The organism is Micromonospora sp. WMMD736 (genome assembly GCF_049179015.1).
Taxonomy (GTDB): domain Bacteria; phylum Actinomycetota; class Actinomycetes; order Mycobacteriales; family Micromonosporaceae; genus Micromonospora.
In genome coordinates this window covers 5126906-5153867 of the sequence record NZ_JBMHMI010000001.1, presented here as the reverse complement: position 1 = coordinate 5153867, position 26962 = coordinate 5126906, and the positions used below count along the sequence as shown (strand labels likewise).

Here is a 26962-nt window from a genome sequence, read left to right as displayed (position 1 = left end):
TCGAATAGTGCGCATGCGCTGGGAGAACCTGACCGCTCCCCCGGTCGAGGGAGACCCCGAGAGGGCAGCGCCAGCGACGCCACCCCTGCCGCTGGCGCTGCCCGGCGCCGTCGTCCGCACCTTCGACACCCCCGAGTTCGCCGGGATGACGTTCCACGAGGTGCAGGCCAAGTCCATCCTCAACCGGGTGCCGGGCCAGTCCCGCGTCCCCTTCGAATGGACCATCAATCCGTACCGAGGATGCAGCCATGCCTGTGTCTACTGCTATGCGAGAAACACTCACTCCTACCTCGACCTCGATGCGGGTGTCGACTTCGACCGGCAGGTGATCGTCAAGGTCAACGCCGGTGAGTTGGTACGGCGGGAGCTGGCCGCGCCGAAGTGGCGGGGCGCGCACGTGGCCATGGGCACCAACGTGGACTGCTACCAGCGCGCCGAGGGTCGTTACCGGCTGATGCCGCAGATCATCGCGGCCCTGCGGGACTTCGCCAACCCGTTCTCCATTCTCACCAAGGGCACGCTGATCCTGCGCGACCTGCCCCTGCTGCGGCAGGCGGCCGAGGTGACAAGCGTCGGCATCTCGTTCTCGGTGGGCTTCGTCGACGACCAGCTCTGGCGCGGCGTCGAGCCGGGCACGCCGCACCCGAGCCGTCGGCTCGACGCCGTCCGCCGGCTCACCGACGCCGGCTTCTCCGTCGGGGTGCTGATGGCGCCGATTCTGCCCGGCCTCAGCGACGACGAGGAGTCGATCGACGCCACGGTCTCGGCGATCGCCGCCGCCGGGGCGACGAGCGTGACCCCGTTGCCGCTGCACCTGCGCCCGGGCGCCCGCGAGTGGTACGCGCAGTGGCTCGCCCGGGAGCACCCACACCTCGTCCCCCGCTACCGCGAGCTGTACCGCTCGGGCGCGTACGCCCCGCAGACGTACCAGCGGGAGCTGACCGCGCGGGTGCGGATCGCCGCCCGCCGCCACGGGCTGCTCCGGGGCGAGGTGGGCGACAACCGTCGTCTGCCCGAGCCGCCACCGCCACCGGTCGCCGAGCAGCTGACCCTGCTGTAGCCGTCGGTCGGCGCTACAGTCGGCGGGTGCGTACCGCTCAGCAGATCCTCGCCGACTCCGCCGTGATCGCCGTCGTGGGGGCGTCCCGCGACCCGCTGAAAGCCGCGCACAGCGTCCCGCTGCAGATGCAGCGGTACGGCTGGCGGATCATCCCGGTCAACCCGAGCGTCGACGAACTCTTCGGCGAGCGGGCGTACGCGACGCTGGCGGACATCCCGCACCCGGTCGACCTGGTGGACGTGTTCCGGCCGGCCGAGGACGCCGTGCAGGTGGTGCGGGACGCGGCGGCGATCGGCGCCCCGGCGGTCTGGCTGCAACTGGGCATCGTGTCGGCCGAGGCGCGCGAGATCGCCGAGGCAGCCGGCATGGACTACGTCGAGGACCGCTGCCTCATCATCGAACGCGCCGCCGGAAACCTCACGCGCCTCCCCTAACCCCGGTCCCCCCGCGATCTTGCACTTTCTGTCGACGTTCTGCCCTGCCATGCGCCTTATGTCGCCACAGAAAGTGCAAGATCGCGGAGATTCGGGGGCGGGGTCAGAGCTTGTATTCCTTTAGCAAGCCTCGGCTGATGATGGTCTTTTGGATCTCCGAGGTGCCTTCGCCGATCAGCAGGAACGGGGCCTCGCGCATCAGCCGCTCGATCTCGTACTCCTTGGAGTAGCCGTAGCCGCCGTGGATGCGGAACGCCTCCTGGACGACCTCGGCGCAGTACTCGGAGGCGAGCAGCTTGGCCATGCCCGCCTCGACGTCGTTGCGCTGGCCGGCGTCCTTGAGGCGGGCGGCGTTGACCATGAGAGCGTGTGCGGCCTCGATCTTCGTACCCATCTCGGCGAGCTTGAAGGCGATCGCCTGGTGCTTGGCGAGTGGCTGCCCGAAGGTCTTGCGCTGCTGGGCGTAGCTGACCGCCAACTCGAAGGCGCGCAGCGAGATGCCGCAGGCGCGGGCGGCCACGTTGACGCGGCCCACCTCGATGCCGTCCATCATCTGGTAGAAGCCGCGGCCGACCTGCTCGGCGCCGCCGAGGATCGCGGAGTCGGGCACGGTCACGCCGTCGAGGACCATCTCGGTGGTCTCGACGCCCTTGTAGCCCATCTTGTCGATCCGGCCGGGGATGGTGAGGCCGGGTGCGGTCTCGCCGAAGCCCGGCTCCTTCTCCAGCAGGAAGGTGCTCATGTTGCCGTACACCGATTCGGCGCCGGTGTCGGTCTTGACCAGGGTGGCGACCACCGAGGAGTACGCCCCGTTGGTCAGCCACATCTTCTGTCCGTCGAGCACGTAGTTGTCGCCGTCGCGGACCGCCCTGGACTTGATCGCCGAAACGTCGGAGCCGGTGTCCGGTTCCGACATCGAGAACGCGCCGCGCACCTCGCCCGTCGCCATCTTCGGCAGCAGGCGGGCCTTCTGGTCGGCGGAGCCGTGCTGGGAGATCAGGTACGCCACGATGAAGTGGGTGTTGACGATCCCGGAGATCGACATCCATCCCCGGGAGAGCTGCTCCACCACGAGGGCGTACGTGAGCAGCGACTCGCCGAGTCCGCCGTACTCCTCGTCGATGGTGAGACCGAACAACCCCATCTCGCGCATCCCGTCGAGGATGTCTGTGGGGTACTCGTCGGCGTGTTCGAGCCGCTGGGCGTGCGGGATGATCTCCTTGTCGGCGAACTCCCGGACGGTCTCCAGGATCGACTGCTGCACGTCGGTGAGGCCGGGCGTCTGGGCGAGTCGAGCCATCTCGGCCTCCGGGTATCAGCGCACTACTCGTGGGTAACTGAACGCTCGGTAAGTATCGGCCTCCCGGCCCGCCAGGCCAAGGTGACCAGTCCACACAACCGCTGTGAAAAGGTTCACCGCTACAGGTAGCGTCCGGCAAGAAGGACTTTTCCGGCACCGCCAGGAGGAGGACAGCCGTGAGCTACCCGCCGCCGTCGGGCCCGCCGGGAGACGAGCCGCCATCACCCTACGAGCCGCCCCGGGACCAGTCGCCGTACGCGCCACCGCCGCCCGGCCAGTCGCCGGACCCGCCGCCGCCGGACCAGTCGCCCTTCGGGCCGCCGGAGCGCTCACCGTACGGGCCGCCCGCCGACGAGCCGTCGCCGTACGAGCGGCAGGGGCCACACCAGTCGGCGCACTGGAGTCAGCAGCCGCCGTACCCACCGCAGGGCCCCTACGGCCAGTACGGCCCACCTCCCGGCGGCCCCGGTCGGGGCACCAACGTGTTGGCGATCCTGTCGCTGGTCTTCGCCTTCGTGTTTCCCCCAGCCGGCGCCGTCCTCGGCCACCTGGCCAAGCGGCAGATCCGCACCAGCGGCGAGGAGGGCGACCAGCTCGCGACCTGGGGCCTGATCCTCGGGTACGTGTTCACGGCGTTGACCCTGCTGGCCTGCTGCGGCTGGCTGGCGCTCGTCATCCTCGGCAACACCGGCGACAGCCGTGGTTACTGAACCACGGCCAGGTCAGCGGAACCGGGCCTCCCGGACGCTGTTGCCGCCGTCCACCACGAGCATCTGACCGGTGATGTACGAGGCGGCCGGCGAGCAGAGGAAGCTGATGGCGGCGGCGACCTCGTCCGGGGTGCCGGGTCGGCCGACCGGGGTGCCCAGGCCCTGCTTGACCTCGGCCATCGTGGACGCTGCCGTGTAGATGGTGCCCGGCGCGACCGCGTTCACGGTCACCCCGTCGGCGATCATCTCCATCGCCAGCGCACGGGTCAGCCCGACGACACCGGCCTTCGCGGCGGCGTACGCGGCTTCGGTGGGCAGCGCGTTCACCGGGCCGGCGGTGGCCGCCAGGTTGACGATCCGCCCCCAGCCCCGCTCGGCCATTCCGCCGATGAAGGCCCGGCTGCACAGGAACGCGGTGGACAGGTTCCGGTCGATCTCGCCGCGCCACTCGTCGTAGGTCAGCTGCGCGACCGGCCGCAGCACCCCCTGACTGGCCCGGCTCGCCAGGCCCGCGTTGTTGACCAGAACCTCGACGTCGCCCAACTGCTCGGCCACCGCGTCGGCCAGCGCGCCCACCTCGGACTCGTCGGTCAGATCCGCGACGAAACCGGTCACGCCCAGCTCACCGGCCCGCTCGTGGATGCGCCGGGTGGTCGACACGATGGCGACCCGCGCCCCCAGGTCGGCGAGGCGTCGCGCGGTGGCGTACCCGATGCCGTCCGCACTGCCCGCCCCCGTCACCAGGGCGACCCGGCCGTCCAGTCGCATGGTCACCGGATCGGCCAGCGCGACCGGCTCGTCGGCGCCGGTCGCGCCGGTCGACGTCGCCGCCCGACCGCGCCGGGCCACACCCGGGCGGCTCACGTCCCGTCTCGGTCGGCTGCCGGAACGGTCCGCGGCACGCGCGTCAGTTGCCATGCCAGGGATCCTGCCCGTTACGACCGGCCCGAGCAACGCGGCACCCGGGAGCAGGGGCGTCGGGTTTGGTCACTCCTGGCTACTCTGGCGGCGCACCCGAGCCGACGGAGATCACGCATGACCAATCCCCCGCCCCCCGGCGACTGGAACGACCCCACCTGGTCGGCTCAGCCGTCGAGCACACCGCCCGACCCCACCCTGGTGGCCGGTCAGCCGGTGCCCACCCAGCCCGGTCCCGTGGACCCGTACGCGCCGGTCGACCCGTACGCGGGCGCGAAGCTGCCACCGGGCACGCCGGGGCCCGGCTACCCGCCGCCCGGGTACCCCGCGCCCGGGTACGCCCCGGCGGGTTATCCGCCGCAGTACCCCGGTTACGGCTACCCGGTCCCGCGCAAGACCAACGGGCTGGCCATCGCGTCTCTGGTACTGGCCCTGGTCGGTCTCGCGTCCTGCGGCATCACCGCGCCGATCGGGGCGATCCTCGGCCACGTCGCCCAGAAGCAGATCCGGACCAACGGCGAGGACGGCGAGGGGTTCGCGAAGGCCGGCATCATCGTCGGTTGGATCGTCACCGCGCTGATGGTGCTGGGGATCGCCGCGTACGTCGCCGTGATCATCTTCGCGGTCACGACGGGCGCGAGCAGCAGCAGCGGTTACTGAGGGCGGGCGCGCTGGTGGGCGTACCGCCGGATGCGGGACCGGGTCGACAGCCGGCGGCGGTCGACCCGGCCCGGCCGCTCACTCGGCCGGTGGGGTGAACGACGAGGTACGGCTCATGCCGGCGGCGCGGCCCTTGGCGGCGATCACCAGCGCCATCTTGCGGGACGCCTCGTCGATCATCTCGTCGCCCAGCATCACCGCGCCCAGCTTCCCGCCGGCCTCCGAGGTGTAGTGCTCGTACGCGTCGAGGATCAGCTCGGCGTGGTCGTAGTCGGCCTGCGCCGGCTGGTAGACCTCGTTGGCGGCGTCGATCTGGCCCGGGTGCAGCACCCACTTGCCGTCGAAGCCCAGCGCCGCCGACCGCTTCGCCACCTCGCGGAACGCGTCGACGTCCCGGATCTGCAGGAACGGGCCGTCGATGGCCTGCTTGTCGTGCATGCGGGCGGCCATCAGGATGCGCATCAGGATGTAGTGGTACGGGTCGCCCGGATAGTCCGGGATGAGCCCGCCGACCACCAGCGACCTCATGTTGATCGAGGCCATGAAGTCGGCCGGGCCGAAGATGATGGTCTCCACCCGGGGCGAGGCGGCCGCGATGGCGTCCACGTTGACCAACCCGGCCGCGTTCTCGATCTGCGCCTCGATCCCGATCCGGCCGACCTCCAGGCCGAGCGTCTTCTCGATCTGGGTGAGCGTCAGGTCCAGCCACCGCACCTGACCGGCGTCCTGCACCTTCGGCAGCATGATGCAGTCGAGGTTCGCGCCGGCGCCCTCGACCACCTCGATGACGTCCCGGTACGTCCACGGAGTGGTCAGGTCGTTGACCCGCACCACCCGGGTCTTGCCGGCCCAGTCGCCGTCGTTGAGGGCGGCCACGATGTTCTTGCGCGCCTCCGGCTTGGCCAGCGGCGCAACCGCGTCCTCCAGGTCGAGGAAGACCTGGTCGGCGGGGAGCCCCTGCGCCTTGCCGAGCATCTTGACGCTGGAACCCGGTACGGCCAGGCACGACCGGCGGGGACGACCGACTGCGGCCATGGATGTGCTCCTTCCAGCGACCGGCGGGCACGCCGACGCCGCCTGAATCCGAGGAAAACTTAACGATCCCAAAGGGTTGTGGTGACGCCACGGTAACCTCGCGCCATGACCGCGGTGAATGGACCTGTGGAAGATCTCACTGGGCGTCGGCTGGTGGTGGTGACGGGTGCCAGCTCCGGCATCGGGTTGGCCGCCGCGGTGGCGTTCGCCTGCCGTGGCGACCAGGTGGTGCTCGTCGGGCGGGACCCGGCCCGACTACAGGCCGCGGCGGAGCGCGTACGGGAGACGGCCGGCGAGCGCCCGGAGCTGTTCCGAGCCGACTTCGCGGTGCTCGACGACGTACGCGGCCTGGCCGAGCGGCTGCGCGACGCGTACGACCGGATCGACGTGCTGGCCAACAACGCCGGAGCCATCGCACTCCAACCGCTCACCACCGTCGACGGCTTCGAGCTGTCGATCCAGGCCAACCACCTGGCCCCGTTCCTGCTCACCAACCTGCTGGCCGACCGGGTGGGCCGGACGGTGGTGACCGCCTCGGGCGCGCACCGCTTCGGCGCGCTCGATCCGGACGATCTCAACAAGCCGCTGCGCGGCTACCGTCCGATGGGCGCGTACGGGACCAGCAAACAGGCGAACATCCTGTTCGCCGCCGAGGCGGCACGGCGCTGGCCGGGCATCTCCGCGTACAGCTTCCATCCGGGAGTGGTGCGGACCCGGTTCGCCAACGACAGTCGACTCGTCGCCTTCGGCATGCGGTTCATGCCGTTCCGCAGCCCGGAGAAGGGCGCCGAGACGCTCGTCTGGCTGGCGAACCAGGACCCGACGCGGCTCGCCGACGGCGGCTACTACTACAACCGTCGGCCGCGTCGGCCGTACCGCAAGGCGGCGGACCCACAGCTCGCCGCCCGGCTCTGGGCAGCCAGCGCCACGGCCGTCGGCATCGATGGGTAGCGTGGCCGCCATGCTGACGCTTGTCGCGATCGTCGAGTACGCCGCCGGGGCCGAGACCGCCGGGCAACGCTACGAGGACACCGTGCTGGCCCTGCTCGACCGGCACGACGGCCGGCTGGAACGGCGGCTGCGCGGCACCGATGGCCGGAGCGAGGTGCACGTGATCACGTTCGCGGCCCGCACCGGATACGAGTCGTTCCTCGTCGACCCGGAGCGTGCCGCGCTGCGCGCCGACCTCGGCGACGCCGCCCCGACCACCCGGGTCATCGAGGTGACCGAGGTCTGAGGAGTCCGTCCCGTTGGCTCACGGCTCCAGCGGGGCGGCGTCCGCCGGTAGCGGGGTGACGGGCGCGGCGCGGCGAGCGGCGCGGGCGCCGCCCAGCACCACCACCGCCACGCCGACGAGCAGCAGGACCATCCCCACCAGCGCGTAGGGGCGGGGCACCTGGTCCAGCCAGAGCCAGGCGAGCAGCGCCGCGCCGGGCACCTCGAGCAGGATGAGCACGCTCACCGTGGTCGCCGAGATCCTGTGCAGGGCGTAGTTGAACATCGAGTGCCCGAGCAGTTGGGCGCCCACCACCAGGGCCAGGATCGCCAGCCAGGTACGCCCGTCGAAGCCGACCACGCGGATCCCGCCCAGCAGGCAGATGACCAGCAGGATCACCGCGCAGATGCCGTAGCAGATGGTCGTGTACGTGGTGGTGCTGATGCTCGCGCGGGCCCGCTCACCGAAAGCGGTGTAGACGGCCGCGAAGATGCCGCCGGTCACCGCCAGCAGGTCACCGACGACGGCTCTGCCGGACACACCCACGTCCGCACCGGTGGCGATGACCGCTCCACCGACGGCCACGGCGATCCCCGTCCACACCACCGGCGGCAGCCGGCGACCCTGCACGCGGGCGATCAGCCCCTGCCAGACCGGCTGGGTGGCGACCAACGCCGTGGCCATGGCGACCGAAGTGAGCCGCACGCTCGGCATCCAGGTGGCGAAGTGCCCGGCCAACGCGATCCCGGAGAGCACGCAGAAGAGTCCCTCGCGCCGGCCGGTGGGTGCCGCGAGCGCACGGAACTCGCCGCGCCTGCGGGTCAGCGAGAACGGGCTCAGCACGACCACCGCGAGCAGGTTGCGCCACAGGGCGACGGCCAGCGCCGGAGCGGCGGCGTACGCGATCAACGGCGCGGACGACGACACGGCGACGACGGCCAGGCCGATCGCGCCGGTGGTCAAAGGGTCCAGGGGCGGTCGAGGGGACACGGGAAGCAATCTTCACACGACCACGGACAGCACGGAACGTCAGCACTCCGTTACGATCACGCGCGTTCGCGCCGACGACCCTCGACCGCAAAGGCGCTCCTCCATGGCCGGCTACCAGGCGGTGCTCTTCGACTTCTTCGGCACGCTGACGCGTTCGGTGCAGCGCGGCGCCGCGCACCTCGGCACCGCCGAACTGCTCGGCTGTTCCAGCGAGACGCTGAGCGAGGTGCTGAACCGCACCTACTACGAGCGCGCCACCGGCCGCCTCGGCGACGCGGAGACGACCATGCGGTGGGTCTGCGCCCAGGCGGGCGTACACCCGAGTGACCTGGCCCTACGGGCGGCGGTGGTGTCCCGGCACCGCGCGATCCGCGCGGACACCCGGCTGCGCGCCGACGCGGTGCCCGTGCTGGCGGCGCTGCGCGGGCGCGGCGTCCGCACCGGCGTGATCAGCGACTGTACGCACGAACTGCCGGCCTTCCTGCCGCACCTCCCCGTGGCGCCCCTGCTCGACGTGCGGGTCTTCTCCGTGCAGGTCGGACGCTGCAAGCCGGATGCCGCGCTCTACCTGACCGCCTGCCGTCGACTCGGGCTCGCGCCGGACGACTGCCTGTACGTGGGGGACGGCGGCAGCCAGGAGTTGACCGGCGCCGAACAGGCCGGCATGACCGCGGTCCGGCTGGCCGCGCCCGATCTGGCCGAGCACATGGTCTTCAACGCCGACCGTCAGTGGCGTGGCGCCACGCTCGGGGCCCTGGGTGAGGTGCTCGACCTCGTCGACGCGAGGATCACCGCCCCCGCGGTGGCGGCGAGTTGACCCGATCAGCGGCGACGGACCCGGTGCAGGCGGAACGGCTTGCGGGTGGCGCGGACCGCCGGGGTCTCCCGGGGCTGCTCGGTCTGCGCGTCGGACGGTAGCTCCGTGCCGGCCAGGGGCGTGCCGGCCGGGGCGAGGCGGTTCAGGGCGCACCCGTCGGCGACCCAGCGGGCCACCAGGTCGGCGGTCGGACCGGGCGCGTTCAAACGCTTGCCCGCCACCAGCGGCGCGGCGGTGTCCCACGCCTCGGTGCCCGGCGCGAGCCGGGTCACCCGGGCCGGCCAGGTGACGATCCGCCCACCGTGGTCACCGCGCAGGGTGACCTGCGCCTCGGTCGCGTCGGCGAGGCCCGGCGCCGCCTGCTCGCCCGGCCCGCTCACCACCAGCAGCGCGCCTTCCAGCGGCGCGCACCAGAGCGCGCGCGCCGGTCCGCCGGACACGCTGACCCAGGCCACGGCGGCCTTCTTCATCGCCTCGTCCACCAGCGGCGTGCCACCGGCGGCGTCCTCGTCCGTCACACCCGCATCCTCCCGCATCGACGCCGTCGCTCAGCCCACGAACGGCGGCACGGCGATCTCACCCCGGGCCACCGGCATCACCTGGCCGGCGACGGTCGCGCCGACCGCCACGCCGTTCGCCGCGTTCACCGTGCAGGTCAGCGCGGACGGACGGCCCATCTCCACGCCCTGGCGCACCGAATAGTGCGACAGCCCCTCGGGCGGCAGCAGCCCGCCGGCCACCAGCCAGACGCCCAGCCCGAGGGCCGCCGAACCGGTCGCCGGGTCCTCCGGCACGCCGATCCCTGGCACGAAGACCCGGGCGTGCGCGGTTTGCGTGGCGGCGTCCCAGGAGAAGACGCTCACGTGCGCCACCCCCAACCGTTCCGCCGCCGCCGGGTTCACCCGTGCCCGGGCCACCGCGTCCGGGTGGACCGGCAGGTAGGGGAACTCCAGCCCGCAGCCGGCCACCCGGGGAGCGGGCCCGGCAGGGTCGTGGTCGGCCGCGCCCAGCCCGGCGATCTCCAACAGCGGCTCCGGGTCCAACTCGGGGCCGAGGGTGGGAACGCCTCCGGTGAGCGTCGCCCCGGACGACGTCACCTCGATCGGCAGCACGCCGGCCCCGCACTCCTGGGTGACCTGCCCCACATCGAACATCCCGCGCCGGCTCGCGGTGACCGCCGCGCCGACGCTCGGATGCCCGGCGAACGGCAACTCCTCGACCGGCGTGAAGATGCGGGCCCGATAGGTGGCGCCGACCTGCGTCGGCGGCAGCACGAACACCGTCTCGGAGAGGTTGAACTCCAGCGCGAGCGCCTGCATCTGCTCGGTGGCCAGCGCCTCCGCGCCGAACACCACGGCCAGCGGATTGCCGGCGAACGGGCGGTCGGTGAAGACGTCCACGATCTCGTAGGCCAAGGTCGACATGTTGATAAACACTAGGCGCTTAGGCTGGTGCCCGTGAGTACGCCGACCCGGGTCTACATCGCCCGCCTCGCCGGAGTCGCCGTCTTCGATCCGAACGGTGACCAGGTGGGCCGGGTCCGTGACGCCGTGGCACGGCTACGGGCGACCACGCGTCCCCCCGAGGTGGTGGGCCTGGTCGCCGAGATGCCCATGCGTCGGCGCATCTTCCTCTCCATCAACCGCATCACCTCGATCGACGCGGACGCGGTGGTGCTCGGCTCCGGCACGCTCAACCTGCGGCGCTTCGAGAAGCGCCCGAACGAGCTGCTGGTCCTCCAGGAGCTGCTGGACCGGCGCGTACAGCTCGACCCGGGCGGCCAGCCCGGCGCGGTGGTGGACGTCGCCATGGAGTGCACCCGGGGCGGCGAGTGGTCGCTGACCCGGGTCGCCGTCCGCGAGCAGACCGGCCGGCTCAGCCGCCGCGGCCACCTGCACCAGGTCGAGTGGGACCGGGTGCGCGGCCTCAGCGGCATCGCCGACAACCGGGGTACGGCGAACCTGCTCGCCGTCCTGGAGGACATGCGCCCCGCCGACCTCGCCAACGCGCTACAGGATTTGCCCGACGCCCGGCGCAACGAGGTGGCCGCCGCGTTGAACGACGAGCGGCTGGCCGACGTGCTCAGCGAGCTGCCGGAGCACGACCAGGTGGAGATCCTCGCCGCGCTGGATCGGGAACGCGCCGCCGACGTGCTGGAGGAGATGGACCCGGACGACGCCGCCGACCTGCTCAACGAGCTGCCCCCACCGGAGCAGGACGTCCTGCTGGACCTCATGGAGCCGGACGAGGCGGACCCGGTACGCCAGCTGTTGAAGTACACCCCGGGTACGGCGGGCAGCGTCATGACCTCGGAGCCGGTCATCCTGCCGCCGGATGCCACCGTCGCCGAGGCGCTGGCCCGGATCCGGGAGCCGCAGCTCTCCCCCGCCGTCGCCGCGCAGGTCTTCGTGACCCGGGCGCCGCAGAACACCCCGACCGGCCGCTACCTGGGCATGGTGCACTTCCAGGCGTTGCTGCGCGAGCCACCGGCCGACCTGCTGGGCAAGGTGGTGGTCAACGACATCGACCCGCTGCGCCCCACCACCCCACTGCCGGAGATCACCCGCCGGATGGCCACCTACGACCTTGTCGCCATGCCGGTGATCGACCGGAACAGCCGGCTGGTCGGCGCGGTCACGGTCGACGACGTCCTGGACCATTCGCTGCCCCGGGACTGGCGCGACCGGGACGCCGTGAACGCCCCGGGCACCCCGGACGCGGCACTGGACGGCGACGGTGGCTGAGCAGCGGCGCACCGAACGGCTCGACCAGCCCCGCGAGCCCCGGGGCATCACCCTCCCCCGGTTCGACGCGGAGGCGTTCGGCCGCTGGTCGGAGGGGATCGCGCGGGGCATGGGCACCGCGAACTTCATCGTCGTCATGACGGTGGTGATCGCGATCTGGTTCGGCTGGAACACCCTCGCCCCGGCCGAGTTGCGCTTCGACCCGTACACCTTCACGTTCCTCACGCTGGTGCTGTCGTTGCAGGCCAGCTACGCCGCGCCGCTGATCCTGCTGGCGCAGAACCGGCAGGCCGACCGGGACCGGCTGGCCCTGGAGGAGGACCGGCGGCGGGCCACCGCCCAGAAGGCGGACACCGAGTACCTGGCACGGGAGATCGCCGCGCTGCGGATCGCGCTCGGCGAGGTGGCCACCCGGGACTTCCTCCGCTCCGAGCTGGCCCGCCTGGCCGAGGAGCTGGACGAGGCGGGCCAGCGTCGGCAACGCCTGGAGCGCCGGCAGCAGGAGAAGGACAGTCAGCGGTCGACCGACGGCCCGGGGCTGGACGAGCCGCGCGACGAGCTGGACGGCGACTACGCCCGCGACGCCCGGCCCGAGCGCTGACGAACGCTCATCGTTTGGCTCACACCACCCTCGGCCAGCGGCCGGTCGGGATGCCCCGCGACGTAGCATTGCGGGCATGTCAGCACCCGTGAGCACCGTCGAGGACGCGATCCAGGCCGCCCTGGCCACCGTCAACGACCCGGAGATCCGCCGGCCCATCACCGAGCTGGGCATGGTCCGGTCCGCGACGATCGGCGCGGACGGCGTCGTCCGGGTCGAGCTGCTGCTCACCGTCGCCGGCTGCCCGCTCAAGGACAAGCTGCGCACCGACATCACCGCTGCCGTCGCGGCGGTGCCGGGCGTGGCCGGCGTGGAGATCGACTTTGGGGTGATGAGCCCCGAGCAGCGGCAGTCGCTACAGGCGCAGTTGCGCGGCGGCGGTGCGAGCGAGGAGCCGGTCATCCCGTTCGCCCAGCCCGGCTCGCGCACCCGCGTGTACGCGGTGGCCAGCGGCAAGGGTGGTGTCGGCAAGTCCAGCGTGACGGTCAACCTGGCGGCGGCGCTCGCCGCCCGAGGGCTCTCCGTGGGCGTGGTGGACGCCGACATCTACGGTCACTCGGTGCCCCGCATGCTCGGCGCGGACGGCCGGCCCACCCGCGTCGAAGACATGATCATGCCGCCGCAGTCGCACGGCGTGAAGGTGATCTCGATCGGCATGTTCACCTCGGGCAACGCGGCCGTGGTGTGGCGCGGCCCGATGCTGCACCGGGCGTTGCAGCAGTTCCTCGCCGACGTCTACTGGGGCGACCTGGACGTCCTCCTGCTCGACCTGCCGCCGGGCACCGGCGACGTGGCCATCTCGCTGGCCCAGCTCCTGCCCAACTCGGAGATCCTGATCGTCACCACCCCGCAGACCGCCGCCGCCGAGGTGGCGGAGCGGGCCGGTGCGATCGCCCTGCAGACCCACCAGCGGGTGGTCGGCGTCATCGAGAACATGTCGTGGCTGGAGCTGCCGGACGGATCCCGCATGGAGGTCTTCGGAGCCGGTGGTGGCGAGGCGGTCGCCGAGTCGCTGAGCCGGACGATCGGCGCACAGGTGCCGCTGCTGGGACAGATCCCGCTGGACACCCGGGTCCGCGAGGCCGGCGACGCCGGTAACCCGATCGTGCTGGCCGAGCCGGAGTCCCCGGCCGCGCAGGCGCTCGGCGGCGTCGCCGACCGACTCGCGCTGCGCCGTGAGTCGCTGCTCGGCAAGCCGCTCGGCCTCAAGCCCGCCGGGCGCTGAGCCGCACCCCACCACGACGGCGCCCCGCCGGCCGATCTCGGGCCTGCGGGGCGCGCTCGTTCAGGTGGCGGGTCGGATCAGGTGGCGTCGTCGTAGCTGACCCGGGGCGCGGGCGTGGCGGGCGTCCCGGTGGCGGTGCCGGGTCGCGTCCCGTTCGACCGCAGGTCCGCGGCGTTCGCCACGTCCTTCAGGTCCTTGTGCACACCGTCGACGTCCGCGCGCAGGTTGTCGTAGACGCCCTGCAACGGCTTGCGGATCGCCGCCTCGTCCTCCTCGCTGAGGAGGTGCTTGCGGATGAAGGCCTTCGGGTGCAGGTCTTCGAGCTGGATGTCGGTGCCCAGCTCACGACTGAGGTCGCCGGTGGCGTTGCGGGCCATGTTCCGCAGGTTACGGACCAGCCGCAGGCCGTCGTTGATCACGGTGGGCAGCCGGTCACCGAAGATCAGCAGCGCCAGGAGCAGCAGCGCACCGATCTCCCACCAGTTCAGGTTGTCGAGCATCCTGCGGGCCCCCTCTCGGCGTCAGCAGCAAGACTACGCACGCCGGGCGGCTTTCCGGCAGGGGGTGACCCGCTGTTCACTTGGCATCTGCGGCGAGGGTCACCGACGTGTTCCGTCGTGCGGTCCCCCGCCGGAACTCGACGGTCACCACCGACCCCGGCGCGAACTTGCGGACCAGGGCGATCAGGTCGGTCGGCTCGGTCATCGGCCGGCCGTCGAGCTTCAGGATCACGTCGCCGACCTTGAGCCCGGCCGCGGCCGCCGGTCCGGAGGGCTCCACGGCGGCCAGTCGGACGCCGCCGCCCGCACCCGCGCCGGGGCCACCGACCTGGGCGCCGATGACCGTACGCCGGGCCTTGCCGGTGCCGATGATCTCCTGGGTGACCCGCTTGGCCTGGTTGATCGGGATGGCGAAGGCGAGACCGATGTTGCCGGCCTCCTCCCCCTCGGCCACCAGCGACTTGATGGTGGAGTTCACGCCGACCACCCGGCCGGCGCCGTCCACGAGCGGGCCGCCCGAGTTGCCGTGGTTGACGGCGGCGTCGGTCTGGATCGCCGCGTAGTAGCGCACCGGGCCGCCCGGCTCACCGGCCTGCATCGTCCGGTCCAGGGCGCTCACGATGCCGGCGGTGACCGTGTTGGCCAGCGACAGGGGTGAGCCCATGGCGAGGACCGGGTCACCGACGGCCAACGCCTCGGAATCCCCGAACTCCACCGGTCGCAGACCCGTCCGGTTCACCTTGATCACCGCGATGTCGGACTCCGGGTCCTGACCGACCACGGTCGCCGCCGCGGAGCTGCCGTCGTTGAAGACCACCGAGGCCTTGCCGCTGCTGCCGGCCACCACGTGGTCGTTGGTGATGACGTGCCCGTCGGCGCTGGCGATGAACCCCGAGCCCTCGCTGGTCCCGCCGAGGCCGCTGACGCGGATGGTGACCACGCTGGGCAGCACGCGTTCGGCGACCCCGGCCAGCGACTCCGGCTTGCGCTGGGCCAACGCCGGCGGATCCGCGGCCTGGGCCCCGAGCACCGTGCCGGCCGCGCCGCCACGCACCGCGAACGCGTAGCCCAGCGCGCCGCCGAGGGTGCCGGCCAGCAGAGCGGTGATCACCGGAATGAGCAGCAGGTGTCGCAGCGTCGGTCGGCCGGGCGCGTCCGGGTCGGTGACCGGTTCCGGCTCGGTGCCGGCGGGCACCACCGAAGGCACCACGACCGCGGTGGGGGCCGCCGGGTCACGCCACGGATCGCCGAGCGCGTCGGACCACCACGGCGACGTGCCAACGGTGGGGGGCGGCTGATTCGGGTACGACACACTCGACGGCTCGGTCGTCGGTGCGCTGTCGGCGGCCGAGGGCGCGGTGCCGCTCCCCGGCGCGGCCAGCGGCCCCTCCGGCGGGGCTCCTGCCCCCGGCGGGCGCACCGGAGCCGGAGTCTCACCGCCCCGGCGCCATTCCCAGCCGTCGGTCACGTCGGTGCCTCCCAGTCCCGTCCCCCGGACCCCGTGCGGCCTCGCCCGGCCACGGTTCGGCACGGTCGAGACTGACGGAATACCGCTTCCAGGATTGCACGGATGCGCGCGGTGGAGTCAGCGGTTGCCTCCGGTGATCGCGGAGGGGGCGGAGGCGCGGCTGCGCCCCGCGCCGGTCGCCTCTACGCTCACAGTGCCAACCCGCCCCTCGCACCACGCGCCGCCCGGAGGTGCCCCATCGCCACGGTCGCCGGTTCCGGCAGTTCGACGACCCAGGCTCAGCAGTTCGCCGAGTCGTACGTGACCGAGGATCTCGTGCTGCGCACCGCCCGCAGCCTGGCCCACGAGGTGGGCCTCGTCGCGGTCACACCGGGAGCGGGGGCGGCGTTGCGGCTGCTGGCCGCGGCCGGCAACGCCCGCGCGGTCGTGGAGATCGGGACCGGTACGGGCGTGAGCGGCGTCTGGCTGCTGCGCGGCATGCGTGCCGACGGTGTGCTCACCACCATCGACGTGGAGGTGGAGCACCAGCGGATCGCGCGACGGATCTTCACCGAGGCGGGCTTCGCCGCCGGCCGTACCCGCATCATCACCGGCCGCGCGCTGGACGTGCTGCCCCGACTGGCCGACGGGGCGTACGACCTCGTCTTCGTCGATGCCGAGGCCACCGGGTTCCACGCCTTCGTGGAGGCGGCGCTGCGGCTGCTGCGCCCGGGCGGGGTGCTCGCGCTCAACGGGATGCTGGCCGGCGGCCGGATCGGTGACCCGGCCGCCCGGGACGCGGAGACGGTGACGGTCCGCGAGACGATCAAGGCGTTGCGGGAGTCGGAGCACTGGATCCCCGCGCTGCTCCCGGTCGGCCACGGGGTGCTCGCCGCGGTGAAGTGCTGACGGTGCTCGCCGCCGTACGCCGCTGACCGTCAGTCGACGGCGGCCAGCCAGCGCAGCAGCGAACGGACGCCCCAGCCCGTCGCGCCCCGGGTCAACTCCGCGTGGTCGCCGTCCGCCCAGGACGGGGCGGACATGTCCAGGTGCAGCCAGCGGTCCCGCAGGTCGCCGGTGAACTCGCGGAGGTAGAGCGCCGCCGTCACCGATCCGGCGCCCTGGGTGGGCGCGCTGTAGAGGTCGGCGATCTCGCTGCCCAGGTACTCGACGTAGTCACCGTGCAGCGGCATCCGCCAGGCCGCCTCGCCGGCCGCCTCGATCGCGTTCAGCACGTCGGCGGCCAGGTCGTCGTTCTCGCTGTAGAGGGCGGCGGTCCGCTTGCCCAGCGCGACGGCGTTGGCGCCGGTGAGGGTGGCGAGGTCGACGAGCAGGTCGGGCTTGAGCTGCTGCACCGCGTAGGCGAGCGCGTCGGCCAGGACCAGACGGCCCTCGGCGTCGGAGTCGGTCGTCTCGCTGGTCGTCCCGCCGTAGTGCCGGATGACGTCGCCCGGACGGAAGGCGGAGCCGCTGACCATGTTCTCGGCAAGCGGGGCCAGGGTGGTGACGCGGACCGGCAGGCGCAGCGCCGCCGCGCCGAGGGTGGCGGCGACGACCGCCGCCGCGCCGCCCATGTCCTTGCGCATCAGCTTCATGGCGGGCACCGGCTTGATCGAGATGCCACCGGTGTCGAAGGTGATGCCCTTGCCGACCAGCACCACGTGGGTGCGCGCGTTCGCGGGATGCCAGTCCAGCTCCAGCAGACGTGGCTCGCTGGCCGAGCCGCCGCCCACGGCGAGGATCCCGCCGAAGCCCTCGGCGGCCAGCTCGGCCGGGCCACGGACCGTCAGGCGCAGGTCCGGCAGGCCGTTGGCGGCGGAGGCCACCTGATCGGCGAACCACTGCGGGGTCTTCACCGAGGAGGGGGTATTGGTCAGGTCGCGCGCGAGACGGGTCATCGCGGCGGTGGTCAGCGCGGTGGCGACGGTCTCTTCGTGGGCAGCCGGGTCGGTGACCAGCAGGTCCACGCCGTCGAGCGCGGGCGGCTCGTCGGCGTCGGTCAGCCGGAACCGGTACGAGGCGAGCAGCAGCCCCTCGGTCAGCCCGCGCACGGCGGCCGCCGTCACTCCGGCCGGCAGAGCGATAGTGATATGCGTCTCATCTGATGTCGAGCGGGCCAGGGCCGCGCCCGCCGTCCGCCAGGAGGACTCCCCACCGTCGCCGATACCGAGCAGCACCAGCCGACCGGGGTCGCGCCCGGGACGCAGGTGGGTGTTGATCTCACCGGCCCGTCCGCTCAGTCGGGCGGCCGGCACCAGCGCGGCCGCCTCGTCGGCGGTACCGCCGGGCGGCGTCACGGCGGTCGGCGTCAGCTCCGCCGAGACGTCACCTCCCGCCGCCGGATCGGTGGGGCGTACGGGCAGGACGAGAACGTCGAGCCGTTCGGGCTCGGCGAGCGGACGGATGGCGAGCACGCGGAACCGCACCTCCAGGAAGTTTCACAAAGTGGATCGGGCCAGGCCCGCGCACAGATATGAAGACCCTGAGCCACCGGCGGTCCCGGTGGCTCAGGGTCCAAGAAACGCTCCGACCGGCGTACGCCGTCCGGGTCGTCCCTCACTCAGCCGGCGGCTGCCTTCAACGCGTCACCGAGCGCGTTGGCCTCGTCGGGAGTCATCTCGACGACGAGCCGGCCACCGCCCTCCAGCGGGACACGCATGACGATGCCCCGACCCTCCTTGGTGACTTCCAGCGGACCGTCGCCCGTCCGCGGCTTCATCGCCGCCATGTTGTCTCCCCTCAGACCTACACCAGGGTCGGTGGGTTGCCCCACAGCCACTTCGTCACGACCACCCGCAACGCTCGCGGGGGTGTCGACAGACGATTTTCCCTGATGAACACCGCCGGACCCAAACCGGAGCAGCATTGATGTAACAGCATCTAGCTTATCTTGAGAAGGCCTGTCACAATGTGCGGTCATGCAGGCACGGTCGGCACTCTTCGACCTGTACGGCGACCATCTCCGGCCGAGGGGTGGCCGCGCACCGGTCGCCGCCCTGGTCAAGCTACTGGCGCCGTTGGGAATCGCGCCGCCCGCCGTTCGCACCGCCGTGTCCCGGATGGTGCGTCAAGGCTGGCTCGACCCGCTCCGGTTGGCCTCCGGACCGGGATATTCGATCACACCAAAAGCCGCCCGACGACTCGACGAGGCGGCGGCCCGGATCTACCGGACCGGCCGGGTCACCTGGGACGGCCGATTCGATCTGCTCGTCCTCGACGCGCCCGGGTCCCGGCGGGACCGGCAACGACTCGCCGCGACCCTCAGTTTCCTCGGCTACGGCACCCTCGACGAGCAGACGTGGGTCGCCACCCGCCCCGCCGAGGACGTCGACCTGCTGCTGGCCGAGGCCGGCATCCGGTTCGAACGGTTCACCGCATCGCACTTCTCCGGCACCCCGGGCGCGATGGGCGTCGTCCGCCGCGCCTGGGACCTGGCCGAGATCGGCCGCGCGTACGAGCGGTTCGTCGCCGACCAGCGTCCACTCCTGAGCGCGGTCACCGTGCGCAGCAGCGACGAGGAGGCGTACGCGGTCCGGTTCCGGCTCGTGCACGCGTGGCGTACCTTCCTGTTCCGGGACCCGCAGCTGCCCCCGGCGCTGCTGCCCGAGCGCTGGCCCGGCACCGCCGCGGCCAGTTTCTTCGACCGGCACGCGGCCCGCCTGCGTCCAGCCGCCGACCGGTACGTCGAGCAGTGCCTCGACGCCGGCAACCGCATCGTTCGACAGAAGGGTCGTTAGACACGTGACCGAGCCGTTGCTCGTCGACCGGACCGACGCCGTCGTCACCCTCACGCTGAACCGGCCGCAGGCGATGAACGCGTTCGACGTCGCGCTGAAGGAGGCGCTGCGGGACACCCTCGCGGAGCTGGAGACCGACCGGTCCTGCCGGGCGGTCGTGCTGGCCGGAGCGGGTGGGTCCTTCAGCGCCGGGCAGGACCTGCGCGAGCACGTGTCGACACTCGAGAACGGCTCGGCCGACCCGCTGGGCACCGTCCGGCTGCACTACAACCCGATCGCCGCCCGGCTCGCCAACCTGCCCAAGCCGGTGGTGGCCGCCGTGCGTGGAATGGCCGCCGGGGCGGGCGCGTCGCTGGCCTTCCTGGCCGACATCCGCATCGGCGGGCCGAGCACCAGCTTCCTGATGGCCTTCGCCAAGGTCGGTCTGGCCGCCGACACCGGCGCCTCCTGGACCCTGCCCCGGCTGGTCGGCCACGCCAAGGCCGTCGAGCTGCTGATGCTGGCCGAACCGGTCCGCGCCGAGGAGGCCTGCCGGCTCGGGCTGCTGACCAGGCTGACGGACGACGACGAGCAGGTGCTGCCGGCCGCGCAGGAACTGGCCGCCCGACTCGCCGCCGGCCCCACCGTCGCGTACGGGGCGATCAAGCGGCAGCTCTCGATCGCCGACGCCGGCACCCTCGCCGACGCGCTCTCGGCCGAGGCCCAGGCCCAGGCGATCTGCGGTGCCACCGCCGACCACAGGGCCGCCACCCTCGCCTTCGTCGCCAAGCAGAAACCGGTCTTCGAGGGACACTGAACGCGATTCGCACCCCGCCCTTACCGTCCTCGTACGCGGGCCGCCTAGCGTCGGGCTCCATGAGCGATCGTGAAGCGGTGGCGCACCTGCTGCGCCGGGCCACCTTCGGGCCGACCGCCGACGAGGTGGACGCGGCCGAGCGGGCCGGGTCGGCGGCGACCCTGGACAACCTGCTCGCCCCGGCGCGGGCAGACCGGGGCGCGGCGGCCACCCCACCGCCGGTGCTGCCCGCCGACCCGTACGCCGCGCTGACCAAGGAGTCCACCCGCGAGCAGCGGCAGAAGGCCAACGCCCAGCGCAAGGAGCAGCTTCAGCAGGTCACCCTCTGGTGGTTGGACCGGATGGTCGCCGCCGAGGACGGGCTGACCGAGAAGCTGCTCTTCTTCTGGCACGGGCACTGGGCGACCAGCGCCCAGAAGGTCAAGTCGGCGCGGGTGATGCTGGGCCAGTTGGAGACGCTGCGCCGGCACGGGCGCGGGCCGCTCGCCCCACTGGTCGCGGCGATGGTGCGCGACCCGGGGTTGATCATCTGGCTGGACGGGCAGAAGAACACCCGTAAGGCGCCGAACGAGAACCTGGCGCGCGAGCTGATGGAGCTGTTCACCCTCGGGATCGGCAGCTACACCGAGGCCGACGTGAAGGCCGGCGCGCGGGCGCTGACCGGCTGGACGGTCGACCGCCGGACCGGGACCGCCCGCTTCGAGGCCAGACGGCACGACCCCGGCGAGAAGACCATCCTCGGGCAGACCGACCGCTTCGACGCCGACGCGTACGCCGAACTGCTGGCCGCCCAGCCGGCCGCGGCGACGTTCGTGGCCCGGCGGCTCTGGTTCCGCTACGCCGGCACCGACGTCCCCGCGCCGGACGGCCTGGCGGGCGCGGACACCGTCGCCACCCTGCGGGCGCTGTTCTCGTCGCCGGCCTTCGCGCAGACCCGCGGCACGCTGGTGAAGCAGCCGGTGGAGTGGCTCGTCGGCGCGCTGCGACAGCTCGGCATCCGCCCCACGGCGCTCCCCGAGCAGCAGCGCAAGCAACTGCTGGGCGGGCTGAACGCGCTGGATCAGGTGCCGCTGCGCCCGCCGAGCGTGGGCGGCTGGCCGGCCGGCCCGGCCTGGCTGACCACGTCGTCGTTGCAGGGCCGACTCCGGCTGGCCGGACTGCTGGCCACGGCGGCCACCCCGGCGGTCCTGGACCGGCTGAAGGCCGCACCGGTCGCCGGACGGGCGGACGCCCTGGCCCGGCTGCTGGTCGTCGACGGGTGGAGCACCCGGACCCGGGCCGCCCTCACCCCGCTGGCCGGCGACCCTCGAAAGCTACTGGCAGCCGGCCTGGTCAGCCCCGAGTACACCGTCAGCTGAACGGAGGAGTCGAGAAGATGGACACCCTGACCCGACGCAGGTTCCTGCTCAGCAGCGGGGTGGTCGGCGCGGGCGCGTTGGCCGCCGGCGCTGGCGCGTACGGCCTGCGGGACCTGCTGGACACCGCCGGGGACCGCGACCCCCAGTCACAGACGCTGGTGCTGGTGACCCTCTACGGCGGTAACGACGGCCTGAACACCGTCATCCCGTACGGCGACCCGGCCTACCGGGCGGCCCGTCCCGAGCTGGCGTACCCCGACAACGAGGTGCGTCGCCTCGACGACGACTTCGCCCTCAACCCGGCGCTGGCGGGCCTGCACCAGCGCTGGTCCACCGGCGGACTCGCGATCGTGCGCGGAGTCGGCTATCCGAAGCCGGACCGCAGCCACTTCCGGTCGATGGACATCTGGCACACCGCCCAACCGGACCGGCCCGGCACCACCGGCTGGCTCGGCCGCTGGCTCGACCGGGCGGGCGGCGACCCCCGCCTGGCGGTCTCCTTCGAGCCGGCGCTGCCGCCGCTGCTGGCCGGGGAGCGCAGCGCGGGCGCGGCAGTACCGGTGACCGACCGCAAGGCCACCAAGGGCCTGTCGGCGGACACGCTGAAGGCGTTCTCCGCCGCCGAGGCGGGCGAGTCACCGGCCCGCGCCCGCGCCGCCGCCTGCTTCGCCGACATGCGCTCGGTGGACGAGATGATCCGCGAGGTCCGCGACTCCGCCGACCCGGACACGACGGACCCGGACGGCGACCAGGCGCCCGCGACCGCCACCGGCGGGGCGCGTACGCCGCTGGACGCGCAACTGGACCTGGTCGCGCAGTGTGTGGAGGCCGGGGTGTCCACCCGGGTCTTCTCGGTCTCGCTCGGCGGCTTCGACACGCACGCCGACGAGAAGCAGTTGCAGGCCGTGCTGCTGGGCCAGCTCGACCGGGCGTTGACCAGCTTCGCCGACCGGATGAGCCGCACCGAGGCGGGCCGCAAGGTGGTGGTGGCGGTCTACTCCGAGTTCGGCCGCCGGGTCCGGGCCAACGCCTCCGACGGCACCGACCACGGCACCGCGTCCGACATGCTGCTGCTCGGCGCGGGAGTGCGCGGCGGCTGGCACGGGGACGCGCCCAGCCTCACCGACCTGGACGACGGGGACCTGAAATACACCACCGACTTCCGGGACGTCTACGCCACGCTCCTGGAACGGGTGCTGGACACCGACCCGGGCCCGGTGCTCGCCGACTGGCGCGGACGCCTCGACAAGCTGTTCTAGGGTCTGCTTCATAAGGGCGGTCGAGCCGAGGCGGAGTCCGGACGGCGATCCGGCAAGGCGCGGTGGGGTACGGATACCGGTGTTGTATCCGGACGTCACCGCAACGCCGCCGGTCGTCGTTCGGGCCCGCCGCAGGCCGGCCAGTTCTTATGAAACAGACCCTCAATCGTCCTCTTCCGGGTCCTGGTTGGCCTCCGCGCCGAGCACGAACGCCTGCATGGCCAGCTCGTCGTCGGACGGTGCGACGAAGGCGGGCAGCTCACGCGGCCCCAGCTCCTGCACGTACGACCAGAACAGGCGTACCGCCTCGGCGGGTGTGCCGGCCTCGATCGGCAGGTCCAGGCTGACCAGCCAGGTGCGCCGCGCCGGAGGTGGGCCGAGCTGGTCGGCCAGCGCCCGGAAGGCCGCCGGGTCCAGTGCGGTGACCGGCCCGTCGAGCGTGAGCAGGTCGGCCGGCACCGGCTCGTCGAAGGCCCGCCGGGTGTACGTCACGACGAGTGACTCCGGCTCGACCGGGGACTGCGGGTCGTCCGGGTCCTCACGGTGCCGTTGGGTCGGCGCGGCCACCCGGCCCAGGGCCACCAGGCGTGGCGGCGCGTCGACCAGCACCGCCACCCGGTCGCCGGGGCCCGGCCGCACCGCGTCGGTCAGGCCGGTCAGCATCAGGGAGTCGTGGTGCACCAGCCGCTCGGCCTCGTAACGCTCGGTGGGCAGCAGCACGGCCCAGGTGCCCGGCCCGTCGGCGTGGCCGGCACCGTCGGCCCGGTACGCGGTCTCGGTCGTCATGCCTGCCATCCCATCACGTCGACACTCAGCGGGTGACGTGACAGCCGACGATGTGATCGTCGACCATCCCGGTGGCCTGCATGAGGGCGTACGCGGTGGTGGGGCCGACGAACCGGAAGCCGCGCTTCTTGAGCGCCTTGGCCATCGCCGTCGACTCGGCGGTGATCGGCGCCAGCTCGGCGAACGAGGCGGGACGGGCCGGCCGGCGCTCCGGCGCGAACGACCAGAGCAGCGCGGACAGCCCGTCGGGCAGTTCCAGCGCGGCGCGGGCGTTGGCGATCGTCGCCTCGATCTTGGCTCGGTTGCGGACGATGCCGGCGTCGGCGAGCAGCCGGGTCACGTCCGTGTCGTCGTAGCCGGCGACGGTGAGAATGTGGAACTCGTCGAAGGCCAGCCGGAACGCCGGACGCTTGCGCAGGATGGTCAGCCACGACAGGCCGGACTGGAACGCCTCCAGGCTCATCCGCTCGTAGAGCGCGTCGTCGCCGTGCAACGGCCGCCCCCACTCGGTGTCGTGGTAGACGGCATAGTCGGGGGTGCTCGCCCCCCAGGCGCAGCGGGCCAGCCCGTCGGCGCCGATCACCAGGTCACTCACGTCGCACACGCTAGGCCATCGCACCGACAGCCCCGGCGCAGACGCGGTCAGGGCAGGCGGCCCTGCTCGACCAGCCGCGCGAACCTCTTGAGCGCCTGGGTGAGGCCCAGCTTGGAGCCGGGCCAGAGCACCGGCCAGGCGATCCGGCCAGCCGCGCCGCCGGGCAGGTGGAACCACTCGTGCCAGACGACCTGGGTACGGGCCTGCCCGAGTTCGGTGCAGCGCAGGACACCCGGGCCGCGCAGCACCTGGCCGTGGTGCACGACGCCGATCTCGTACGGCTCGTCCACCCGCACCACCAGCATCTCGTCGCGCAGCGTCGCCCGGCCGAGCGCGGTCACCGCCTCGATCCGGCTGCCCTCGCGCCCGTCGCCCTCGACGACCCGGACCCGGGTGAGCGGGATCCAGTCGGACTGCCGTTCCCAGGCGAGCAGCGCGGCGAAGACCCGCGATGCCGGCGCGTTGACGATGACCGTGGCGGTCACCTCACCGGCACCGGGTTGGGCCGCCTCCCGGAGAGCATCGGCGCTCTCCGGGCCGGTCACGCCGACTCCGACCGGACCACCGCGCCCTGCTGTCCGGTGCCCCGGGTCGCCTCGGTCGGGGCGTCGTCGGCGGGCGTGCGGACGCTCGCGTCGTCGGTGGCCGGCGCGACGCCGTCGGCGTCGGCGGACGACGAGGTGGCCTCCGGAAGCGAACCGGCACCGACCGGAGCCGTCTCGTCGGAGGTGGCCGGCGCTCCGCCGTCGGTGGCCGGTGCCACGCCGTCGGCGTCGGCCGACGAGGAGGTGGCCTCCGGGAGCGAACCGGCACCGACCGGAGCCGTCTCGTCGAGGGACGGGGCGGTCGCGTCGACGTCGGTCGCGTCGGCGGCCGGAGTCGAGGCCACGGCCTGCTCCCGCGCCCGGCGCAGCACGTCCGCGTCGTCGGTCCGGCCCTCGCGCAACGCGATGACCTCCGCCTCCAACACGCTGATCAGTTCGGACTTGTAGCCGATGTCGTAGGCGGCGCGGCGCATCGCCCGGTCGACCTGGGCCATCCGGTAGCCCCGCAGGCCGGTGTCGAAGCGGACCGCGCCCACGTCGGATTCGCGCAGCGGCCGGGTGCCCGGCAGCGGTACGGCCTGCGAATCCGGTTCCGTCGCAGCGAGACCGGGATCGCGCCCGCCGACCAGCACCGTCACGCCGAAAACCACCGCCGCGACAGTCAACGCCACGACCAGGAGGAGCAGAAGCTGACCCATGCACTGATCGTGGCACGACAGCCCGCCGGTAGCGACCCCACCACCCCGATCATCCATCGACGCCCACGCCCGCCCCGCGCGGGCCCGCCCGGACCGGCTAGCGTCGGTGGCGGCCGGAGCAGCAGCGACGGCGCGCAGGAGACGGGAGGCGGCATGGCCGGGGCACTTCGGCTCGGTTCGCGGACGTTCGCGCCCGGTGAGCTGGTGGTGATGGCCATCGTCAACCGCACACCGGACTCCTTCTTCGACCGGGGCGCCACCTTCGCCGCGGACAGCGCGCTCCGGGCGGTCGAGCGGGCGGTCGACGAGGGCGCCGAGATCATCGACATCGGTGGGGTCAAGGCCGGGCCGGGCACCGAGGTGGACGTGACCGAGGAGATCCGACGCACGGTGGACACCATCGCTGCCGTACGGTCCGCGTTCCCGCAGGTCGTGATCTCCATCGACACCTGGCGTGCCGAGGTGGCGACGGAGGCCGTGGCGGCCGGCGCGGACCTGCTCAACGACACCTGGTCGGGCGTCGACCCGGCGCTCGCCCGGGTCGCGGCGAGCACGGGCGCCGGGCTGGTCTGCTCGCACGCCGGCGGCCTGACCCCCCGGACCAGGCCGCACCGCGCCGCCTTCGACGACGTGGTCGCCGACGTGGTCGCGACGGTGACCGGGCTCGCCGAGCGCGCGGTGGCGGCGGGGGTACGCCCCGACGGGATCCTCATCGACCCGGCGCACGACTTCGGCAAGAACACCCGCCACTCGCTGGAGATCACCCGCCGGCTGGGTGAGCTGACCGCGACCGGCTGGCCGGTGCTCGTGGCGCTCTCCAACAAGGACTTCATCGGCGAGACGCTCGACCTACCGGTGGGTGAGCGCCTGGAGGGCACGCTCGCCGCGACGGCGGTCTCCGCCTGGCTGGGCGCCCGGGTGTTCCGGGCCCACCAGGTCGGGCCGACCCGTCGGGTGCTGGACATGGTGGCCTCGATCCGCGGCGACCGCCCCCCCAGTTCCACCAGACGCGGCCTGGCCTGACGCCAACCCCGTCCACCCCCGTTGATCATGAAGTTATTGCCCTGCCGTGCGGCGTGTCGGGACAATAACTTCATGATCAACGCGACTGGGCGCTCAGGTCCAGCGGAGGATGTTCCTGCGCCAGGCGTAGAGGATGCCGAGGGCGAGCACCGCCACGAAGATCGCCATCTCCACCACCGTGACCAGGCCGAAGCCGGGCCGGTCGAAGACCACCGCCCACGGGAAGAGGAACACCGCCTCGACCGCGAACAGCACGTAGAGGTACGCGTAGACGTAGTAGCGGATCTGCATCTGCGCCCAGTCCGCGCCGACCGGGTCGAGCCCACACTCGTAGCTGGCCCGCTTGCCGAACGGGTCGGCCGGGCGGGCGGGACGTAACACCCGGTTGGCCGAGAACGCCGTCACAAAGAACAGGACGCTCACGAGCAGCAAGAGCCCGAGCGTCGCGTACGAGCCCAGGTAACCGGTCACGACCGGAGCCTACCGCCCGCCCTGGAGGGGCCGTCCC

General features: G+C 72.6%; 31 protein-coding genes. 16 read left to right on the top strand and 15 right to left on the bottom strand.

Annotation, left to right across the window (positions count from 1 at the left end; translation table 11 throughout):
* Positions 1–13: 13 nt before the first annotated feature.
* Together ACN269_RS23200 and ACN269_RS23195 are read left to right on the top strand one after the other, a co-directional pair.
* Positions 14–1060: an Rv2578c family radical SAM protein gene (locus tag ACN269_RS23200; protein WP_421474400.1), complete on the top strand. Its 1047-nt coding sequence runs from the start codon at positions 14–16 to the stop codon at positions 1058–1060.
* A gap of 26 nt (positions 1061–1086) precedes the next feature.
* The gene (locus ACN269_RS23195; RefSeq protein ID WP_421474399.1) at positions 1087–1494 is read left to right on the top strand and encodes a CoA-binding protein; all 408 of its coding nucleotides are present in this window, start codon (positions 1087–1089) and stop codon (positions 1492–1494) included.
* 103 nt (positions 1495–1597) lie between these two features.
* Here ACN269_RS23195 and ACN269_RS23190 read toward each other — a convergent pair whose 3' ends face one another.
* On the bottom strand, positions 1598–2794 hold the full coding sequence (locus ACN269_RS23190; RefSeq protein ID WP_421474398.1) for an acyl-CoA dehydrogenase family protein: 1197 nt from the start codon (positions 2792–2794) through the stop codon (positions 1598–1600).
* A gap of 176 nt (positions 2795–2970) precedes the next feature.
* Here ACN269_RS23190 and ACN269_RS23185 point away from each other — a divergent pair, with 176 nt between their 5' ends.
* Positions 2971–3504 carry a DUF4190 domain-containing protein gene (locus ACN269_RS23185; protein WP_421474397.1) on the top strand — a complete coding sequence of 178 codons (534 nt, stop codon included), beginning with the start codon at positions 2971–2973 and terminating at the stop codon, positions 3502–3504.
* Between the two features lie 12 nt (positions 3505–3516).
* Here ACN269_RS23185 and ACN269_RS23180 read toward each other — a convergent pair whose 3' ends face one another.
* Positions 3517–4422: an SDR family NAD(P)-dependent oxidoreductase gene (locus ACN269_RS23180; protein ID WP_421474396.1), complete on the bottom strand. Its 906-nt coding sequence runs from the start codon at positions 4420–4422 to the stop codon at positions 3517–3519.
* Positions 4423–4539: 117 nt separating this feature from the next.
* Here ACN269_RS23180 and ACN269_RS23175 point away from each other — a divergent pair, with 117 nt between their 5' ends.
* Positions 4540–5082 (top strand): DUF4190 domain-containing protein, encoded by a 543-nt coding sequence (locus ACN269_RS23175; protein WP_421474395.1) that lies wholly within the window; start codon positions 4540–4542, stop codon positions 5080–5082.
* A 78-nt stretch (positions 5083–5160) separates the two neighbouring features.
* Here the strand turns inward: ACN269_RS23175 and ACN269_RS23170 are convergent, their stop codons facing one another.
* Positions 5161–6117, bottom strand: coding sequence for an HpcH/HpaI aldolase/citrate lyase family protein (locus ACN269_RS23170; protein ID WP_421474394.1), 957 nt, complete (start codon positions 6115–6117; stop codon positions 5161–5163).
* A 126-nt stretch (positions 6118–6243) separates the two neighbouring features.
* Between ACN269_RS23170 and ACN269_RS23165 the strand changes: the two genes are divergently transcribed.
* Together ACN269_RS23165 and ACN269_RS23160 are read left to right on the top strand one after the other, a co-directional pair.
* A complete protein-coding gene (locus ACN269_RS23165; RefSeq protein WP_421476502.1) occupies positions 6244–7068 on the top strand; it encodes an SDR family NAD(P)-dependent oxidoreductase in 825 nt (274 codons plus the stop codon).
* Between the two features lie 10 nt (positions 7069–7078).
* Positions 7079–7354 carry a hypothetical protein gene (locus ACN269_RS23160; protein ID WP_421474393.1) on the top strand — a complete coding sequence of 92 codons (276 nt, stop codon included), beginning with the start codon at positions 7079–7081 and terminating at the stop codon, positions 7352–7354.
* An 18-nt stretch (positions 7355–7372) separates the two neighbouring features.
* Here the strand turns inward: ACN269_RS23160 and ACN269_RS23155 are convergent, their stop codons facing one another.
* A complete protein-coding gene (locus ACN269_RS23155; RefSeq protein WP_421474392.1) occupies positions 7373–8332 on the bottom strand; it encodes a DMT family transporter in 960 nt (319 codons plus the stop codon).
* Positions 8333–8426: 94 nt separating this feature from the next.
* Here ACN269_RS23155 and ACN269_RS23150 point away from each other — a divergent pair, with 94 nt between their 5' ends.
* Positions 8427–9140 (top strand): HAD family hydrolase, encoded by a 714-nt coding sequence (locus ACN269_RS23150; RefSeq protein WP_421474391.1) that lies wholly within the window; start codon positions 8427–8429, stop codon positions 9138–9140.
* Positions 9141–9145: 5 nt separating this feature from the next.
* Here ACN269_RS23150 and ACN269_RS23145 read toward each other — a convergent pair whose 3' ends face one another.
* Together ACN269_RS23145 and ACN269_RS23140 are read right to left on the bottom strand one after the other, a co-directional pair.
* Positions 9146–9676, bottom strand: coding sequence for a hypothetical protein (locus ACN269_RS23145; protein ID WP_421474390.1), 531 nt, complete (start codon positions 9674–9676; stop codon positions 9146–9148).
* Positions 9677–9688: 12 nt separating this feature from the next.
* Positions 9689–10564, bottom strand: coding sequence for a PhzF family phenazine biosynthesis protein (locus ACN269_RS23140; protein ID WP_421474389.1), 876 nt, complete (start codon positions 10562–10564; stop codon positions 9689–9691).
* A 33-nt stretch (positions 10565–10597) separates the two neighbouring features.
* On the opposite strand from ACN269_RS23140, the gene ACN269_RS23135 reads away from it, so the two are divergent.
* From ACN269_RS23135 to ACN269_RS23125, 3 genes are all read left to right on the top strand, one after another.
* Positions 10598–11884, top strand: coding sequence for a magnesium transporter MgtE N-terminal domain-containing protein (locus tag ACN269_RS23135; RefSeq protein WP_421474388.1), 1287 nt, complete (start codon positions 10598–10600; stop codon positions 11882–11884).
* Positions 11877–12485, top strand: a complete 609-nt coding sequence (locus tag ACN269_RS23130; protein WP_421474387.1) for a DUF1003 domain-containing protein — start codon at positions 11877–11879, stop codon at positions 12483–12485. Before ACN269_RS23135 ends, ACN269_RS23130 begins: the two co-directional genes overlap by 8 nt.
* Positions 12486–12561: 76 nt before the next feature.
* Positions 12562–13710, top strand: a complete 1149-nt coding sequence (locus ACN269_RS23125; protein ID WP_421474386.1) for an Mrp/NBP35 family ATP-binding protein — start codon at positions 12562–12564, stop codon at positions 13708–13710.
* Between the two features lie 77 nt (positions 13711–13787).
* Here the strand turns inward: ACN269_RS23125 and ACN269_RS23120 are convergent, their stop codons facing one another.
* Together ACN269_RS23120 and ACN269_RS23115 are read right to left on the bottom strand one after the other, a co-directional pair.
* The gene (locus tag ACN269_RS23120; RefSeq protein ID WP_421474385.1) at positions 13788–14210 is read right to left on the bottom strand and encodes a preprotein translocase subunit TatB; all 423 of its coding nucleotides are present in this window, start codon (positions 14208–14210) and stop codon (positions 13788–13790) included.
* A 76-nt stretch (positions 14211–14286) separates the two neighbouring features.
* Positions 14287–15693, bottom strand: a complete 1407-nt coding sequence (locus tag ACN269_RS23115; protein ID WP_421476500.1) for a trypsin-like peptidase domain-containing protein — start codon at positions 15691–15693, stop codon at positions 14287–14289.
* 285 nt (positions 15694–15978) lie between these two features.
* Here ACN269_RS23115 and ACN269_RS23110 point away from each other — a divergent pair, with 285 nt between their 5' ends.
* Positions 15979–16566 (top strand): O-methyltransferase, encoded by a 588-nt coding sequence (locus ACN269_RS23110; protein ID WP_421474384.1) that lies wholly within the window; start codon positions 15979–15981, stop codon positions 16564–16566.
* Between the two features lie 29 nt (positions 16567–16595).
* Here the strand turns inward: ACN269_RS23110 and ACN269_RS23105 are convergent, their stop codons facing one another.
* Together ACN269_RS23105 and ACN269_RS23100 are read right to left on the bottom strand one after the other, a co-directional pair.
* Positions 16596–18071, bottom strand: coding sequence for a leucyl aminopeptidase family protein (locus tag ACN269_RS23105; protein WP_421474383.1), 1476 nt, complete (start codon positions 18069–18071; stop codon positions 16596–16598).
* Between the two features lie 146 nt (positions 18072–18217).
* A complete protein-coding gene (locus tag ACN269_RS23100; protein ID WP_007455245.1) occupies positions 18218–18385 on the bottom strand; it encodes a DUF3117 domain-containing protein in 168 nt (55 codons plus the stop codon).
* A gap of 190 nt (positions 18386–18575) precedes the next feature.
* On the opposite strand from ACN269_RS23100, the gene ACN269_RS23095 reads away from it, so the two are divergent.
* From ACN269_RS23095 to ACN269_RS23080, 4 genes are read left to right on the top strand one after another with little or no spacing between them, the layout of a single operon-like run.
* Complete coding sequence (locus ACN269_RS23095) at positions 18576–19394, top strand: PaaX family transcriptional regulator C-terminal domain-containing protein (RefSeq protein WP_355049029.1); 819 nt, start codon at positions 18576–18578, stop codon at positions 19392–19394.
* 4 nt (positions 19395–19398) lie between these two features.
* On the top strand, positions 19399–20190 hold the full coding sequence (locus ACN269_RS23090) for an enoyl-CoA hydratase-related protein (protein ID WP_421474382.1): 792 nt from the start codon (positions 19399–19401) through the stop codon (positions 20188–20190).
* Positions 20191–20249: 59 nt separating this feature from the next.
* Positions 20250–21548 carry a DUF1800 domain-containing protein gene (locus tag ACN269_RS23085; RefSeq protein ID WP_421474381.1) on the top strand — a complete coding sequence of 433 codons (1299 nt, stop codon included), beginning with the start codon at positions 20250–20252 and terminating at the stop codon, positions 21546–21548.
* Positions 21549–21565: 17 nt separating this feature from the next.
* On the top strand, positions 21566–22807 hold the full coding sequence (locus ACN269_RS23080; RefSeq protein ID WP_421474380.1) for a DUF1501 domain-containing protein: 1242 nt from the start codon (positions 21566–21568) through the stop codon (positions 22805–22807).
* Between the two features lie 162 nt (positions 22808–22969).
* Here ACN269_RS23080 and ACN269_RS23075 read toward each other — a convergent pair whose 3' ends face one another.
* Genes ACN269_RS23075 through ACN269_RS23060 form a run of 4 tightly spaced genes read right to left on the bottom strand, consistent with a single transcriptional unit; the run spans position 22970 to position 25431 of the window.
* A complete protein-coding gene (locus ACN269_RS23075; RefSeq protein WP_421474378.1) occupies positions 22970–23593 on the bottom strand; it encodes a hypothetical protein in 624 nt (207 codons plus the stop codon).
* A 25-nt stretch (positions 23594–23618) separates the two neighbouring features.
* A complete protein-coding gene (locus tag ACN269_RS23070; protein ID WP_421474377.1) occupies positions 23619–24188 on the bottom strand; it encodes a DNA-3-methyladenine glycosylase I in 570 nt (189 codons plus the stop codon).
* A gap of 47 nt (positions 24189–24235) precedes the next feature.
* Positions 24236–24733 carry an SRPBCC family protein gene (locus ACN269_RS23065; protein ID WP_421474376.1) on the bottom strand — a complete coding sequence of 166 codons (498 nt, stop codon included), beginning with the start codon at positions 24731–24733 and terminating at the stop codon, positions 24236–24238.
* The gene (locus tag ACN269_RS23060) at positions 24730–25431 is read right to left on the bottom strand and encodes a DivIVA domain-containing protein (RefSeq protein ID WP_421474375.1); all 702 of its coding nucleotides are present in this window, start codon (positions 25429–25431) and stop codon (positions 24730–24732) included. The genes ACN269_RS23065 and ACN269_RS23060 overlap by 4 nt, the downstream gene beginning before the upstream one ends.
* A 153-nt stretch (positions 25432–25584) precedes the next feature.
* On the opposite strand from ACN269_RS23060, the gene folP reads away from it, so the two are divergent.
* Positions 25585–26454, top strand: a complete 870-nt coding sequence (folP, locus tag ACN269_RS23055) for a dihydropteroate synthase (protein ID WP_421474374.1) — start codon at positions 25585–25587, stop codon at positions 26452–26454.
* Between the two features lie 93 nt (positions 26455–26547).
* Here folP and ndhC read toward each other — a convergent pair whose 3' ends face one another.
* Positions 26548–26925: an NADH-quinone oxidoreductase subunit A gene (gene ndhC, locus ACN269_RS23050; RefSeq protein ID WP_421474373.1), complete on the bottom strand. Its 378-nt coding sequence runs from the start codon at positions 26923–26925 to the stop codon at positions 26548–26550.
* Positions 26926–26962 lie beyond the last annotated feature (37 nt).

Bases quoted from the DNA above. Each gene is read 5' to 3' on its own strand.
- ACN269_RS23175 (WP_421474395.1), top strand. From the start codon at position 4,540: ATGACCAATCCCCCGCCCCCCGGCGACTGGAACGACCCCACCTGGTCG.
- ACN269_RS23125 (WP_421474386.1), top strand. From the start codon at position 12,562: ATGTCAGCACCCGTGAGCACCGTCGAGGACGCGATCCAGGCCGCCCTG.
- ACN269_RS23150 (WP_421474391.1), top strand. From the start codon at position 8,427: ATGGCCGGCTACCAGGCGGTGCTCTTCGACTTCTTCGGCACGCTGACG.
- ACN269_RS23085 (WP_421474381.1), top strand. From the start codon at position 20,250: ATGAGCGATCGTGAAGCGGTGGCGCACCTGCTGCGCCGGGCCACCTTC.
- ACN269_RS23060 (WP_421474375.1), bottom strand. From the start codon at position 25,431: ATGGGTCAGCTTCTGCTCCTCCTGGTCGTGGCGTTGACTGTCGCGGCG.
- ACN269_RS23140 (WP_421474389.1), bottom strand. From the start codon at position 10,564: ATGTCGACCTTGGCCTACGAGATCGTGGACGTCTTCACCGACCGCCCG.
- ACN269_RS23095 (WP_355049029.1), top strand. From the start codon at position 18,576: ATGCAGGCACGGTCGGCACTCTTCGACCTGTACGGCGACCATCTCCGG.
- ACN269_RS23145 (WP_421474390.1), bottom strand. From the start codon at position 9,676: ATGCGGGAGGATGCGGGTGTGACGGACGAGGACGCCGCCGGTGGCACG.
- ACN269_RS23100 (WP_007455245.1), bottom strand. From the start codon at position 18,385: ATGGCGGCGATGAAGCCGCGGACGGGCGACGGTCCGCTGGAAGTCACC.
- ACN269_RS23160 (WP_421474393.1), top strand. From the start codon at position 7,079: ATGCTGACGCTTGTCGCGATCGTCGAGTACGCCGCCGGGGCCGAGACC.
- ACN269_RS23120 (WP_421474385.1), bottom strand. From the start codon at position 14,210: ATGCTCGACAACCTGAACTGGTGGGAGATCGGTGCGCTGCTGCTCCTG.
- ACN269_RS23075 (WP_421474378.1), bottom strand. From the start codon at position 23,593: ATGACGACCGAGACCGCGTACCGGGCCGACGGTGCCGGCCACGCCGAC.
- ACN269_RS23080 (WP_421474380.1), top strand. From the start codon at position 21,566: ATGGACACCCTGACCCGACGCAGGTTCCTGCTCAGCAGCGGGGTGGTC.
- ACN269_RS23200 (WP_421474400.1), top strand. From the start codon at position 14: ATGCGCTGGGAGAACCTGACCGCTCCCCCGGTCGAGGGAGACCCCGAG.
- ACN269_RS23170 (WP_421474394.1), bottom strand. From the start codon at position 6,117: ATGGCCGCAGTCGGTCGTCCCCGCCGGTCGTGCCTGGCCGTACCGGGT.
- folP (WP_421474374.1), top strand. From the start codon at position 25,585: ATGGCCGGGGCACTTCGGCTCGGTTCGCGGACGTTCGCGCCCGGTGAG.
- ACN269_RS23180 (WP_421474396.1), bottom strand. From the start codon at position 4,422: ATGGCAACTGACGCGCGTGCCGCGGACCGTTCCGGCAGCCGACCGAGA.
- ACN269_RS23190 (WP_421474398.1), bottom strand. From the start codon at position 2,794: ATGGCTCGACTCGCCCAGACGCCCGGCCTCACCGACGTGCAGCAGTCG.